The following is a 14,522-nucleotide window of genomic DNA, read 5'->3' as shown; positions in this document are numbered from 1 at the left end:
CTCCATCCCGCGGCGCCGCCGACAATGTCACCGGTTCGCGCAGCTCACGCCCATTACCTCACGGACGCGAGGCTCCGGCTCGCGGCGCTGTTACCGGCTCGCGCAGCTCACGCGTAAGGCCCGTGGGTCAGGCCGGGAACTCGGGAAACCAGAGCGCGATTTCCCGCTTGGCCGATTCCGGCGAATCGGAGCCGTGCACCAGGTTCTCCTGGGTCTGCAGCGCGAGGTCGCCGCGAATGCTGCCGGGGACGGCCTTCTCGACCGGATCGGTGCCGCCGGCGATCTGACGGAACGCCGCAATGGCGCGTGGACCCTCCAGGATGGCCGCGACGACGGGGCCGGAGGTGATGAACTCGATCAAGGAACCGAAAAACGGCTTCTCGGCATGTTCGGCGTAGTGGCCGCGCGCCAACTCGTCGGATACCTGCTTCAGCTCCAGGGCGGCAATCTTCAGCCCCTTGCGCTCGATCCGGGCCAGCACCTCACCGACGAGGCCACGGGCCACACCGTCCGGCTTGATGAGTACCAACGTCTGCTCAGTCACGGCGCACAGCCTAATAGGCGACACCCCCGGTTACCGAACCGGCGGCTAAGAAGAGCCCTGACTGCGTTGACTCGGCAGCAGACCCAGTTCCATCCGGCGTTTGACGTCGGCACGCAGCACCAGGATGAAGCCCCAGACGACGCCGAAGAAGACGCCCATGACACCGATGGACAGGTGCACGAAGACGCCGAGGATCAGCAGGACCTGGAGGGCCAGATTGAACGGGATCGCCCACGGGCGACGTTGCAGTCCGGCACCGAGGATCATCACCAGCGCGAGAATGACGAGGTAACTACCGGAGAACCAGCCGATACCGCCGCCAACGGAGGCAACCACGGGCAGCGCGAGCAGCACCGTGATCGCCTCGAGGATCAGCGTGCCCGCCATGACACCGCGCAGACCCTTCCACGGATCGGTGGCGGGCGGAGGGACCTGCGGCTCGCCGTCGGACCGCTCGGGCTCGGCGGCGTCGCCGTTTGACTCGGTCACGCTGTCTCCTTACTCACGCCGGATCCTTCCCGAACAGTGCCCGCGCCGCCCCCGCCGTGACGACCGACCCGGTCACCACGACGCCCGCGCCGGAAACCATTTCGCCCGCATCGCCGGCCTCCTCGGCAATGGCAATGGCGGTTTCCAGCGCATCGGGCAGGGTCTCGGCGGTGACCACCCGTTCGTCGCCGAAGCGCTGCACGGCGAGGTCCGCGAGGCGTTCGATATCCATCGACCGCGGCGACCCGTTGTTGGTGACGACGATCTCGTCGAAAACCGGCTCCAGCGCGTCCAGCATGCCGGCCACATCTTTATCGCCGAGCACTGCGACGACACCGACCAGCTTGCGGAAGTCGAATTCCGCGGTCAGCGTCGCGGCCAGCGCCCGCGCACCCGCCGGATTGTGCGCGGCGTCGATGAAGATGGTCGGGGCATTGCGCATGCGCTCCATCCGGCCGGGGCTGGTAACGCTCGCGAAACCAGCACGCACCGCCTCGATATCGAGCTGCCGATCCGCACCCGCACCGAAGAACGCCTCGACCGCGGCGAGCGCGAGCACCGCATTGCGGGCCTGATGCTCACCGTGCAACGGCAGGAAGATCTCGTCGTAAACCCCGCCGAGGCCCTGCAATTCGAGCTGCTGGCCACCGACCGCGATCTGGCGGGCCAGTACCCGGAACTCCGAACCCTCGCGCGCCACCGCGGCATCGACCTCGACGGCCCGGCGCAGCAGCACATCCATGGCCTCGGGTTCCTGTTCCGCGATGATCGCGACGGTATCGCGCGGCACCAGGCCCTCGGGCGCACGTTTGATGATCCCGGCCTTCTCCCCCGCGATGGACGCGAGATCGTCGCCGAGGAAATCGGTGTGATCCAGACCGATCGGTGTGATCACCGCAACCTGTCCGTCGATGACATTGGTCGCGTCCCAACGGCCGCCCATCCCGGTCTCGACGACCGCGACATCCACCGGCGCCTCCGCGAAGGCGGCATAAGCCATGCCGGTGAGCACCTCGAACTTGCTCATAGCCGGACCATCCGCGGCGGCGGACTGCATATCGATCATTTCGATATAGGGCAGCAGTTCGCGGTAGGTCTCCACATACTTGGCCGGGGTGATCGGCACGTTATCGATGCTGATCCGCTCGGTGGCCAGCTGCAGATGCGGGCTGGTGATCCGGCCGGTGCGCCGGTGCAGCGCGGTCAGCAGCGCATCGATCATGCGGGTCACCGAGGTCTTGCCATTGGTGCCCGCGATGTGGATGGCCGGATAGCTCTGCTGGGGTGAGCCGAGCAGATCCATCAGCGTCGCGATGCGGGTGAGCGACGGCTCGATCTTGGTCTCCGGCCAGCGCCGGTCCAATTCCGCCTCGACCAAAGCCATTTCGGCCAGATCCACCGGAGACGGCCCGGACCCGAGCCGCGGCTTCGGATGCTCGTCGTCGGCGTATTGTGGCTCCGGTTCGGCGTTCATTTGCCGCTCAATTCCGCGAGCCGGGCGCCGATGCGCGCGACCTCGGCCTCGGCGACATCGCGACGTCCCTTGATCTTGTCGACCACCTGATCCGGCGCCTTGGCCAGGAATGCCTCGTTACCGAGTTTGGCTGTGGTGGTTGCCAATTCCTTCTCGGCCGCGGTGAGGTCCTTCTCCAGGCGACGGCGTTCGGCGACCAGGTCCACGGCGCCGGAGGTGTCGAGCTCGACCGTCACGGTGGCCCCGCTCAGGCGCACCTCGACCGAGGCGGTCGCGGCGAATTCGGCGCCGGGCTCGGTGAGCCGGGCCAGGTTGGTCACCGAATCGTGCAGTTCGGTCAGACCCGCGGCGTCCAGGCCGATCAACGTGGCCGCCACCTTCTGCTTATCGGCCAGCCCCTGATCGCTGCGGAAGCGACGGATCTCGGTGATCAAGCGCTGCGCATCCGAAATCCGTTGTGCGGCGGTGCCATCCGTGGCTACACCGGTGGCCTGCGGCCAGCTGGCGATGACGACGGATTCGCCATCGGTCAACGCCTGCCACAGCGATTCGGTGACGAACGGGATGACCGGATGCAGCAGTCGCAGCACCGCGTCGAGCACATTGCCGAGCACGACGCTGGTCGACTCGGCGCGCGAACCACCGGCGGCGAACTGCACCTTGGACAGTTCCAGATACCAGTCGCACAGTTCGTCCCAGGCGAAGTGGTACAGCGCCTCGCACGCCTTACCGAATTCGTAGGCGTCGAAGGCCGAATCCACCTCGGCACGAACCTGTTCGAGCCGATCGATGATCCAGCGGTCGGCATCGGTCAGTGCGGCGCGATCGGGCAGCGTGCCCGGCTGCGCGCCGTTCATGAGCGCGAACTTGGTGGCATTGAACAGCTTCGTCACGAAGCTGCGCGAGGCGAGGGCATGCGATTCGCCGACCGAGAGGTCACCACCGGGCTGCGCACCCCGCGCCAGGGTGAAGCGCAGCGCGTCCGCTCCGTAGGAGTTGATCCAGTCCAGCGGGTCGATGCCGTTACCGCGCGATTTGGACATCTTCTTGCCATACTGATCGCGAATCAGGCCATGCAGGAACACATCCTTGAACGGCACCTGCTTCGCACCGCCCTTACCCGCGGTGAGCACATGATCGTCGGAGACGAAGGTGCCGAACATCATCATCCGGGCCACCCAGAAGAACAAGATGTCGTAGCCGGTGACGAGCACACTTGTCGGATAGAACTTCTGGAGCTCCTCGGTCGAATCCGGCCAGCCCATGGTGGAGAACGGCCACAGGCCGGAGGAGAACCAGGTGTCGAGCACATCCGGGTCCTGCACCCAGCCCTCGGGCGCGGTCTCGTCCGGACCGACGCAGACCACCTCGCCGTCGGGGCCGTACCAGATCGGGATGCGGTGACCCCACCACAGCTGCCGCGAAATGCACCAGTCGTGCATGTTGTCGACCCATTCGAACCAGCGCGGCTCCTGGCTGGTCGGGTGAATCACGGTGTCGCCGTTGCGAACCGCGTCACCGGCGGCCTTGGCCAGCGAGTCGACCTTGACCCACCACTGCATGGAGAGCCGCGGTTCGATCGCCTCACCACTGCGCTCGGAATGCCCCACACTGTGCAGGTACGGCCGCTTCTCTGCGGCGATCCGGCCCTCCGCGGCGAGCCGCTCGCGCACCTTGACCCGCGCCTCGAACCGATCCATACCGTCGAATTCGGTTCCGGTGCCGGTGATCCGGCCGCGCTCGTCCATGATGCTCGGCATGGGCAGGTTGTGCCGCAGGCCCATCTCGAAGTCATTGGGGTCGTGCGCGGGCGTGATCTTCACCGCGCCGGTACCGAATTCGGGATCGACGTAGTCATCAGCGATGATCGGGATCCGGCGTCCGGTGATCGGATGCTCGATGGTGCTGCCGATCAGATCCTTGTACCGCGGATCCTCCGGATGCACCGCCACCGCGGTATCGCCGAGCATGGTCTCCACCCGGGTGGTGGCCACGATCACATGCGGCTCATCGTCTTTGAGCGAGCCATAGCGCAGCGACACCAGCTCGCCCTCGACATCGTCGAATTTGACCTCGATATCGGAGATGGCGGTGCGCAGTTCCGGCGACCAGTTGACCAGGCGCTCGGCCCGGTAGATCAGGCCCGCGTCGTAGAGGCGCTTGAACATGGTCTGCACGGCCCGCGAGAGCCCGTCGTCCATCGTGAAGCGGTCGCGATTCCAGTCGACGCCGTCACCGAGCGCGCGCATCTGCCACTGGATCTGTCCACCGGATTCCCGCTTCCAGTCCCAGACCTTGTCGATGAACAGTTCGCGGCCGAGATCTTCCTTGGTCTTGCCGTCGACCGCGAGCTGCTTCTCCACGATGGTCTGGGTGGCGATGCCCGCATGGTCCATGCCCGGCAGCCACAGCACCTCATACCCCTGCATGCGCTTGCGGCGCGAGAGGGTGTCCATCAGGGTGTGGTCGAGCGCGTGGCCCATATGCAGGCTGCCGGTGACGTTCGGCGGGGGCAGCACGATCGAGTAGCCAGGCTTGTCGCTGGCGGTATCGGCGGCGAAGTAACCGGCCGCTACCCAGCGCTCGTACATCTCGGCCTCCACCTCGCTGGGAATCCAGCTCTTGGGGAGGGCATCGGCACGATTACGCGGGTTGTCAGGGGCTGCGCTGGTCACCCCGGCATTCTAGTGGTGGTGCCACTGAGCTCCTAAAAGAGCGTCTCGGAACTGTGTCGGCGCCCTGCGGCCGACTGCCCGCTATCCGGGGCACCGCCTCGGGACCGAGAGCCCGGCGCGCGAGCCCCGATGACCAATGTCGGTGGACCGGAAGGCGCTGGCCCGCACTCCAGTGTGGTGAACCAAGCCCGGATGAAGCGGAAACCGAGGTGCGCAGTCTCGTGGCGTGCGTGCCGGACATCCGAGAAGGATGGTCCTGAATGCCGAATGATTTCCAGACACGTTGTACAGGGCCAGTGCATAGAAAAAAGAAGGCGGAGTCTTCGGTGGATGAGGGACACCGAAGACTCCGCCTACATGTGGAGCTTACCGCCGAAACGGGCCCGAGCCGGGAATCCACAACTAATTCTCAGCTTCTCGAGGGGTTCTCAACGCGGTCGCCGGAACGCCACATTTCCCCCTTGACGGCGCGTCTGCCGCCCACACAACGGGGACGTTGCGCCGGCGGTGACGGCCGTTCCGAGCCGGGTGCGGTGCGACATCGTCATCGGCGATGAACGCCCGAACCCGTCTCGACGATCGTCCTCGACCGAACCACCATCGACCAGCTACGCCGGGCCGGTTTCGCGGTTCGACGGCGGGATCACGGGACCAGCACGGTCAGCGCGCTCGGAACCGCGCGGAGGGTGACTGGGAGTGTGCCCGCCGGTTCGCCGTCGGCGGTGGCGGGCGCGCCGGGAGCGGTGAGCGTCACCTGCGCGACGCGATACTGCTTGGATTTCGGGTGATCGATGCGCTTACCCGCCGACAGGGCGGGCAGCAGGCGGAGCATGTCCAGGCGTGAAACCGCGCCTACGACAGTCAGATCGAGTAGTCCGTCATCCATGACCGCATCCGGGCAGACCAGCATGCCGCCGCCGTAGGTGCGGGTATTGCCGATGGCCACCATGACGGCATCGGTTTCGATGACGGTGTCGGCGTCGGGATTGTCGAGTGCGCCGGGCGCGACACCGGACAACTCGATCCGGTACGGCACGGTGAAGCGGCCGGAAATCTCGGCCAGTGCGGCGAAGGTGTAGCGCAGTGGCCCCTTGGGCCAGCGCATATCGTTGGCGCGCAAGGTGACTCGCGCATCGAATCCGGTACCGGTGACGGTGGCGAACCACTTGAGCGTGAATCCGGGCGCGGGTGATTCGATGCGGCCGAGGTCGATGGTGCGGGTGCGGCCACCGAGGATCAGGTCGGCGGCCGCGACGGGATCGTCGGTGGGCACCCCGATTTCGCGTGCGAGATCGTTGCCGGTGCCCGCGGGGATCAGGCCGAGTGGCACGCCGGTCTGCGCGATGGCTTCCAGCACGACATTCATCAATCCGTCGCCGCCGATGCAGACCACCGCATCCGGCGTGGCGCTGCCGGTGATCGAATCCCGCACCTGACGTACGGATTCGACGGCCGATGGCGCGCACACCTCGGTGACCTCCACACCATGTGCGCCGAAGCGCGCCAACGCGGCCGCGGCCACCTCGTGCCCTCTGCCGACACCGGATTGCGGGTTGGTCACCACGGTGATCGCTCGCACCGGACGCGAATCCGATGTCATGGGACCAGCTTTCCCGGGTTGAGGATGCCAGCGGGGTCCACTTCCCGCTTCACCGCACGCAGTACGCGCACGCCCAGCTCACCGATCTCGTTCGGCATCCAAAAGCGATGGTCGGTGCCGACCGCGTGATGGTGGGTGATAGTGGCGCCCGCGGCCACGATCGAGTCACCGACCGCACCTTTCGCGATGCGCCACTGGGTGATCGGATCGTCCAGCTGCTTGGCAATGACGGTGAAGTACAGCGACGCTCCGGTCGGATAGGTGTGCGAGATGTGGCACATCACCAGCGGCGGGGTGCCCTGCCCGGCAAGCGAATCCGTCAGCGCCGCAGTCACCCTCGCTTTGAGTTCGGCCAGATTCGACCAGGTCGTCGCGGTTTCCAGGGTTTCGCACAGCACACCGAGATCGAGCAGCGCATCCCGCATATAGGGTGCGGCGAAACGCCCGTGCTCCCATTCCTGGGCCGGGGTCTGTCCCAGCGCGGTCCCGCCCGCCGCCACGAGCAATGCGCCAGCCTCGGCGCTACGGGCCGCGACATGCGCCGCGGTGCCTTCGAAGGTGGTGATGGCCAGACAACCGGCCACCGCATCGCCGCCGATATCGGCGGAGCGCGCCAGGTTGACGCCGGTCTCCACCTCGTCGGACAACCGCAGCACCGTAGGCGCGGCGCCGGCCTGCACCACCGAACGCAGTGCGGCGGCGCCGGTTTCGAAGTTCGGAAACGACCAGGCCTGGTAGCCGATGGTTTCCGGCACCGGATGCACCCGCAACGTGACCTCGGTGATCACACCGAGCGCACCCTCCGATCCGACGAATAGTTCACGCAGGTCCGGGCCCGCGGCCGAGGCGGGTGCGCGGCCGAGTTCGATGGTGCCGCTGGGTGTCGCGATCTTGAGGTGCTGGACCATATCGTCGAAGCGACCGTAGCCCGCCGATGCCTGCCCGGAGGACCGGGTCGCGGCGAATCCGCCGATACTGGCGAATTCGAAGCTCTGTGGGAAGTGGCCGAGCGAAAGTCGATGGGCGGCGAGGAGTTCCTCGGCCTTGGGGCCGGTGAGTCCTGCACCGAGCGTGGCGGTGCCGCTGACCGGATCGATCTCCGAAATTCCGTCCAGGCGGCGCAGATCCAGCGCGATAACGGTATCGAAGCGACCGCGGACCGGATCGACGCCGCCCACCACACTGGTGCCGCCGCCGAACGGTACGACCGCGATGGCATTCTCGGCACAGTAGCCGAGCACGGCGAGCACCTGCTCGTGATCGGCGGGGAAGACGACGGCATCGGGGGCGTCTTGTAGACCATCGGCGCGACGGCGCAGCAGGTCGGGGGTGCTCTTACCGCCCGCATGTAGCAGACGATCGTGGTGGTCGACCGAAATGCCGCCCACGCCGACCACCGCGACCAGCCCGTCCCGTTGAGTCGGCGTCAGTGTCGACTCGCGTAGCGGCACATCGCCCTCATCGCGGCGCGCCACCGGGTCACCGGACACTCCGAATACCTGCGTCAACAGGTTCCGAATCGCAGCCGAGAGCGGCTTGTGTCCGGCGGGGATGCCCCAGGCGTCCCACACCATACTCGCCGCGCACGTCGGCGCGCCCGGGTTTGCGGCGGGCGCCCCGGCCTCGGACGGTCCGATTTCGTCGGTGTACTGCTGCCTGTCGACCATGCGTTACAGTTTGACATAGACTGTCAAGCAGTAACGATCAGGCATCCGTTTTCCGGCACTTCGGTGCCGCCGATACCCGGTGGTGATATCCGATGACCTCCGCAGCATCCGCCCCCGATGACGCGCTCTCGGCCACCGATCTCGCCATCCTCGATGCGGCCAGAGCCTGCGTGGAGGAGTTCGGGGTGCGCCGCACCACACTCACCGAGGTGGCCCGCCGCGCCGGGGTCAGCAGGCCGACCGTCTACCGGCGCTGGCCCGATACCGGATCGCTGGTTGCCGAATTGCTGGTGCGCGAACTGCGCGCGATCGTCGCCGACACGATGCCGACAACGGGCGATGCGCGCACCCGGCTGGTCGAGGGCGTGGTCGCGGGTGCGGCGACGATTCGCTCGAATCCGTTGTTCGGCAAGATTTTCCGCACCGATACCGATCTGATGCTCACCTACGTGTTCGGGCGCCTCGGCCGCAACCAGCGCGCGCTGATCGAGCTGTTCAGCGCGAGCATCAGGGAAGGCCACCGGGACGGCACCATTCGCGCCGGCGATCCCGCGCAGATGGCGACAATGCTGCTGCTCATCGCGCAGTCGGCGGTGCAGTCGGCCGGTACGGTCGCGCGGCTGCTGGCCGGGTCGGCGCTGGATACCGAGTTGGCCCGCGCGATCGACGGCTACCTGGCTCCCATAGAGAAGGCTCGATGACAACCACCGAAAACCTCGGCACCGGCGATCCGTCTGCCATCGAAAGGGATTGTAATGACTGCGAATTCGGCTGATGCCCAAGGAAATTCCGCGCTGAATGCCGGACGCCGCAACCGTGGGCTGCAATGGCTCGGCGACGGCGGCGACATCGATGTGCTGGTGATCGGCGGCGGTGTGACCGGGGCTGGTGCCGCACTCGACGCCGCGGCGCGCGGACTGCGAACCGTGCTGGTGGAGCGCCACGATCTGGCCTTCGGCACGAGCCGATGGAGTTCGAAGCTGGTGCACGGCGGGCTCCGGTATCTGGCCAGCGGGCAGGTCGGTATCGCACATGAGAGCGCGGTCGAACGCGGAATTCTGATCACCACCACCGCACCACATCTCGTTCGCCCGCTACCGCAGCTCGTGCCGCTGCTTCCGGAAATCGGCATCGCACAACGGACTTTGATCCGCGCGGGCTTCGTCGCCGGGGACGTACTTCGCCGTAGTGCGGGCACTTCGCCTGCGACACTGCCGCGCTCGCGTCGGGTCGCCAGCGCCGAGGCGCTGCGATTGGCGCCGACGGTGCGCCGCGACGGGCTGCGTGGCGGCCTGCAGGCCTGGGATGGACAGCTGGTGGACGATGCTCGGCTGGTGGTCGCGCTGGCCCGCACCGCGGCCGCACACGGCGCGACGATCCTCACCCGGGTGGAAGCCCTTGACGTGACCGGAGATTCGGCCACCCTGCGCGACACCCTGACCGGCGACACCATGTCCATCCGAACTCGCACCGTCATCAATGCCACCGGTGTCTGGGCCGATCAAGTCGACGCGAGCATCGAATTGCGCCCGAGCCGCGGCACGCACCTGGTCTTCGATGCCGAATCATTCGGCGGACTGACCGCTGCACTGACCGTCCCCGTGCCCGGCAGCACCAGCCGTTTCGTCTTCGCCTTCCCCGCCGCACACGGCCGGGTCTACCTCGGTCTCACCGACGAGGATGCCCCCGGTCCGGTTCCCGACGAACCGAAGCCCACCGCGGCCGAAATCGATTTCCTCCTCGACACTATCAACACCGCACTACGAGAGCCTTTGACCCGCAACGATATTCGCGGCAGCTACGCCGGACTGCGCCCGCTGCTGCGGACGGCTGATAACAGCACCGCCGATATCTCCCGCCGCCACGCGGTCCTGCATTCCCCCGCTGGTGTCATCACCGTTGTCGGCGGCAAACTCACGACCTACCGCCACATGGCCGAGGACGCCGTCGATGCGGCGATCACGCACGGCAAGCTCACCGCTGGGCCGTGCCGAACCAAGCGACTTCCGTTGGTGGGCGCGGTCTCCGGCGCCGCTCGCGACCGGATCGCCGCCCCGACCGTACTGGTCGAGCGCTACGGCAGCGAGTCCGCGGCCGTACTCGAACTGACGGACCGTAATCCCGCCCTCGCCGAACGGGTCGCGCCCGGAATCGACGTCACCGCGGCCGAATTCGCCTTCGCGATCACGCACGAAGGCGCCCTCGACACCGACGATCTGCTGGACCGCCGCACCCGGATCGGTCTCGTTCCAGCCGACCGTGCGGCCGCCATGCCCGCAGCGGCGGCCGCCTGCGCGCGGCAGCATTAGTCCAGTTGCCAGGCGTCGAGTTCGGCTCGCATGGCGGCGCGTGGCCAGAGGTCGAGGCCGTGCGTGGCCTCGGCGGCCCGGATTTCGCGTAGTTCCGCGGTCTCCTCGGCGGGCTCCAGAAAGCGGAAGCCGAGGCGTTCGTAGTACGGGCCGTTCCAGGCCACATCGATGAAGGTGGTCAGTGTGATCGCCTGCAGCCCTTGGGCTTTCGCCCAGCGCACGGCATGGTCGATGAGCCGCTTGCCGATCCGCTTACCCGCGTGATCCGGATCCACCGAGACCTGGTCGATATGAGCGTTACCGTCGACGATGCCGAGGATCAGATAGCCGATCGGGCGGCCCGCGTCATCGGGGAAGATCCAGGCGCGGCCCGCCTGCTGGAATTCCCGGAGCGTATCCAGTGACGGCGGATCGTCATCGGCAACGGCCATCATGCCGATGTCGGCGAATGGTTTGCCCGCCACACGCTCGATATCTTGCAATATCGGCAGGTCGTCCTCGACCGCCGGTCGAATCATCCGCATGGACAATTCTCCCACGCCATTCATTCGACCGGAGTCGCCAGGATGCCGTTGACCAGCGCACGCAGCGCCCAGCGGGACCGATCGTCGCCGCCGCCCGCCAGCATCTGTTCGCGCATGGCCGCCAGCGTCGGATACCGGTCGGCGGGTAGTTCGGCGAAGTGTCGGGCGACCTCGGCGACGTAGTCCTGCTCAGTGGTGTCCTTGGTGTTGTACGCGCTCTGCTCCACGGCTTGTGCGGCCATGTGCAGGTAGATCAGGTCGACGGCCCAGGAATTGGTCTGCGGGTCCACTCCGCCCTCGGCGAGCAGGGCAAGTAGCCGCTCCACGATCAGCAGGGCGTTCGGGCTCGTCGGTATCGAGCCGAGCGCGACCAGGGCGAGCCCTTCGTGTTTGGACATCGCGTCGACGGTCGTCTCGACCAGTCTTGTGAGGCGGTCGCGCCAGGTATCGCCCATCGGCTCGGGCACCGTGCCGAGCATGTGGTCGAGCATGGCGGCCATCAGATCGTCACGGTTGGCGACGTAGACGTAGAGCGAGGCCGCGCCGGTGTCGAGGTCCTGCGCGACGCGGCGCATGGTGAGGGCGGCCAAACCGTCGCGATCGAGGACGCGCAGACCGGTTTCGATGATGACCTCACGGCTGAGGGGCGCCTTCGCCGGACGGGCCCGCCGGCTGACGGGTGCGGCACTCATGACGGCACCTCGCTCTCCGTCATAACCGCTGAGGCGGCTGTGTCGATGATTCGCTCGCTCATATCCGGGAGCATACGCCCCGACACGAACACCGTTTGACACGAACGTTGTTCGTTTCATATGGTGCACCGAACAATGTTCGTAACGATCGACGTTCGATTCCCTTCCCTTCCTTCTCAGGAGCTGGACATGACAACCCCCACACGAGCTAGCCCGTCGCCGGGCACCAAGGCCAGCGCCCGAATATGGGCGATACTTGCCGTGATTCTGGCGGCCGACATCCTCGACATGCTCGACTCGACCATCACCAATATCGCCGCGCCGACCATCGCACGGGATCTGCACGGCGGACCGTCGCTGATCCAATGGCTCGGCGCCAGCTACGCCCTCTCCCTCGGTGTACTGCTCGTCGTCGGCGGCAGACTCGGCGACCGCTACGGCAAACGCCGGTTGTTCCTCATCGGGTTGGCCGGATTCACACTCGCCTCGATCGCCTGCGGCCTTGCCGTCGATCCGGCCACGCTGATTACCGCGCGGCTTGTGCAGGGCGCCTTCGGCGCGATGCTGATCCCGCAAGGGTTCGGCATTCTGACCAGCGTCTTTCCCCGTGAACAGCTCGGTAAGGCATTCGGCGTCTTCGGCCCAGCACTCGGCCTGTCCGGAGTATGCGGACCGATCCTGGCCGGATTTCTCATCGATGCGGATCTATTCGGCCTCGGCTGGCGCGCTATGTTCCTGATCAATATCGGGCTCGGCGGACTCGCATTCGCCGCCGCCTACCGCCTGCTGCCCGCCGAACCTGGCGATCGCACCGTCACCATCGATGCACTCGGCGCTGTTCTGCTCGCCGCGGCCATGCTCGGCACACTATTCGGTCTGATCGACGGCTCGGCCAATGGCTGGACCGCCGCACCGTTGGCGGCCATGGCGGCGGGGGCCGTGGCCTTCGCGCTGTTCGCTCGTCGGCAGGTCACCGCGGACAATCCGCTGATCAAGCCGACACTGCTGCAGAACCGCGGCTTCACCTCGGGTCTGATCCTCGGACTCGTCTTCTTCGCCGCGGTCTCCGGGCTGCTGTACGTGGTCTCGCTGTTCATGCAGAACGGACTCGGGTACAACCCGACCGAGACCGCGCTCGGCCTGGCGCCGCTCGCCGTCGGCATCATCCTCGCTTCGATTGCCGCACACCAACTGTTGGCTCGGCTCGGTCGCAATCTCATCCTGATCGGTTTGCTGATCACTCTTTTCGGCACCGGCCTGCTCCTGGCTCTCGCACTCACCACCGGAATCGGTGTTGCCCCTTGGGCGCTGGCCATGGCGATCCTCGTGCTCGGCATCGGTATGGGTACCTGCTTCGGCAGCATCTTCGTCGTCACCATCGGCGATATCGACCCGTCCGAGACCGGCAGTGGCAGCGGGTCCCTTTCCGCCGTACAACAACTCGCCAACGCGATCGGCGCAGCCGCCGTCACGACGGTGTACTTCCACACGGTCGGCTCCGGTGAGGCGCACGCACTGACCGTCAGCCTGGCGCTCGTCGTGGCCGTCACGTTGATCAGTCTCGGACCGGTGTGGCTGCTACCACGCCATGCTCATGCCGAGCAGCACTGAATCACCTTCCAACCAAGGACTTATCATGATTCTCATCACCGGAGGCCGCGGCGCGGTCGCCACCGATCTCATATCCCTGCTGCGCGCCGACGGCCACGCCGTCCGCGTCGGCTCCGGCCGCCCTGAGCAGCTTCCCGCGGAAGTGGCCGCCGTCGCCTGCGACCTGCGCAACCCGACCACCTTCGCTCCTGCACTCGACGGCATCACCTCGGTGTTCCTGTATGCCGAGCCCGCGTGCAGCACAGAATTCGTCTCCGCCGCAACAGAAGCCGGAGTCGAACACATCGTGTTGCTGTCCTCGTCCGCAGTGCTCGATCCGACCGCGACCACCAATCCGGTCGCAAAGTCCCATCTCGACGCCGAGCTCGGACTCGCCGGTGCGCCGATGATCGTCTCCGTGCTGCGTCCCGGCGCCTTCGCGGGCAATGCCCGCGGCTGGTCGTTCGCGATCAAGGCTGATCGTCCGGTCAGCCTCCCCTACCCCAATGCCTACACCGATCCGATCCACGAACTCGACATCGCCGAATGCGCTCATGCGCTACTGACGAAACCGGACCACCGTGGTGGTGTCTACACCCTCACCGGTCCGCAGACGTTGCCGTTCACCGCGCAGATCGACCTGATCACCAAGATCACCGGCCGCACGGCAACCATCGCCCACGTCACCCCCGACGCGTGGAAACAGGAAATGGCCGAATTCATCCCGGCCAACTACGCAGACGGACTCCTCGATTACTGGCGCCGCTGCGACGGCGTACCCACCCCGATCACCGACACCGTCACCACCCTGACCGCCCACCCCGCCCGCCCCTTCACCACCTGGCTCGAAGACCACGCGTCCGAGTTCACCGGCTGACCCCGGCTTGTCTGGTCGCGCAAACGTCGCCGCGCGCAGTGGTCTGCGAGCTCGCAGAAGACAGGTGCGAGGGAGCATGTG

General features: G+C 66.6%; 12 protein-coding genes. 4 read left to right on the top strand and 8 right to left on the bottom strand.

Annotation, left to right across the window (positions count from 1 at the left end):
- Nucleotides 1-127: 127 nt before the first annotated feature.
- The 6 genes from ndk to AB0J29_RS10595 form a co-directional block, all read right to left on the bottom strand.
- The gene (gene ndk, locus AB0J29_RS10620; RefSeq protein ID WP_364501309.1) at nucleotides 128-544 is read right to left on the bottom strand and encodes a nucleoside-diphosphate kinase; all 417 of its coding nucleotides are present in this window, start codon (nucleotides 542-544) and stop codon (nucleotides 128-130) included.
- Nucleotides 545-589: 45 nt separating this feature from the next.
- On the bottom strand, nucleotides 590-1,033 hold the full coding sequence (locus AB0J29_RS10615; RefSeq protein ID WP_364782605.1) for a DUF4233 domain-containing protein: 444 nt from the start codon (nucleotides 1,031-1,033) through the stop codon (nucleotides 590-592).
- A 13-nt stretch (nucleotides 1,034-1,046) separates the two neighbouring features.
- Nucleotides 1,047-2,417, bottom strand: a complete 1,371-nt coding sequence (locus AB0J29_RS10610) for a folylpolyglutamate synthase/dihydrofolate synthase family protein (protein ID WP_364782843.1) — start codon at nucleotides 2,415-2,417, stop codon at nucleotides 1,047-1,049.
- An 86-nt stretch (nucleotides 2,418-2,503) separates the two neighbouring features.
- Nucleotides 2,504-5,182: a valine--tRNA ligase gene (locus AB0J29_RS10605; RefSeq protein ID WP_364782602.1), complete on the bottom strand. Its 2,679-nt coding sequence runs from the start codon at nucleotides 5,180-5,182 to the stop codon at nucleotides 2,504-2,506.
- 643 nt (nucleotides 5,183-5,825) lie between these two features.
- Entirely contained in the window at nucleotides 5,826-6,782 is a 957-nt protein-coding gene (locus AB0J29_RS10600) for a YegS/Rv2252/BmrU family lipid kinase (RefSeq protein WP_364782599.1), read from the bottom strand.
- Complete coding sequence (locus AB0J29_RS10595; protein ID WP_364782840.1) at nucleotides 6,779-8,356, bottom strand: FAD-binding oxidoreductase; 1,578 nt, start codon at nucleotides 8,354-8,356, stop codon at nucleotides 6,779-6,781. Before AB0J29_RS10595 ends, AB0J29_RS10600 begins: the two co-directional genes overlap by 4 nt.
- A gap of 185 nt (nucleotides 8,357-8,541) precedes the next feature.
- Between AB0J29_RS10595 and AB0J29_RS10590 the strand changes: the two genes are divergently transcribed.
- Nucleotides 8,542-9,150 carry a helix-turn-helix domain-containing protein gene (locus tag AB0J29_RS10590; protein ID WP_364782596.1) on the top strand — a complete coding sequence of 203 codons (609 nt, stop codon included), beginning with the start codon at nucleotides 8,542-8,544 and terminating at the stop codon, nucleotides 9,148-9,150.
- Between the two features lie 54 nt (nucleotides 9,151-9,204).
- Nucleotides 9,205-10,758 (top strand): glycerol-3-phosphate dehydrogenase/oxidase, encoded by a 1,554-nt coding sequence (locus tag AB0J29_RS10585; protein ID WP_364782593.1) that lies wholly within the window; start codon nucleotides 9,205-9,207, stop codon nucleotides 10,756-10,758.
- On the opposite strand, the gene AB0J29_RS10580 is transcribed toward AB0J29_RS10585, so the two are convergent.
- Nucleotides 10,755-11,282 carry a GNAT family N-acetyltransferase gene (locus AB0J29_RS10580; protein WP_364782590.1) on the bottom strand — a complete coding sequence of 176 codons (528 nt, stop codon included), beginning with the start codon at nucleotides 11,280-11,282 and terminating at the stop codon, nucleotides 10,755-10,757. The genes AB0J29_RS10585 and AB0J29_RS10580 overlap by 4 nt on opposite strands.
- A gap of 20 nt (nucleotides 11,283-11,302) precedes the next feature.
- Nucleotides 11,303-11,974 (bottom strand): TetR/AcrR family transcriptional regulator C-terminal domain-containing protein, encoded by a 672-nt coding sequence (locus AB0J29_RS10575; RefSeq protein ID WP_364782587.1) that lies wholly within the window; start codon nucleotides 11,972-11,974, stop codon nucleotides 11,303-11,305.
- A gap of 189 nt (nucleotides 11,975-12,163) precedes the next feature.
- Here AB0J29_RS10575 and AB0J29_RS10570 point away from each other — a divergent pair, with 189 nt between their 5' ends.
- Entirely contained in the window at nucleotides 12,164-13,585 is a 1,422-nt protein-coding gene (locus AB0J29_RS10570; RefSeq protein WP_364782584.1) for an MFS transporter, read from the top strand.
- 25 nt (nucleotides 13,586-13,610) lie between these two features.
- Complete coding sequence (locus AB0J29_RS10565) at nucleotides 13,611-14,441, top strand: NAD(P)H-binding protein (RefSeq protein WP_364782581.1); 831 nt, start codon at nucleotides 13,611-13,613, stop codon at nucleotides 14,439-14,441.
- Nucleotides 14,442-14,522 lie beyond the last annotated feature (81 nt).

Source organism: Nocardia sp. NPDC049707, from assembly GCF_040674855.1.
Classification (GTDB): Bacteria; Actinomycetota; Actinomycetes; order Mycobacteriales; family Mycobacteriaceae; genus Nocardia.
The sequence above is the reverse complement of the archived record's forward strand: the minus strand, read 5'-3'. Positions and strand labels throughout refer to the sequence as shown.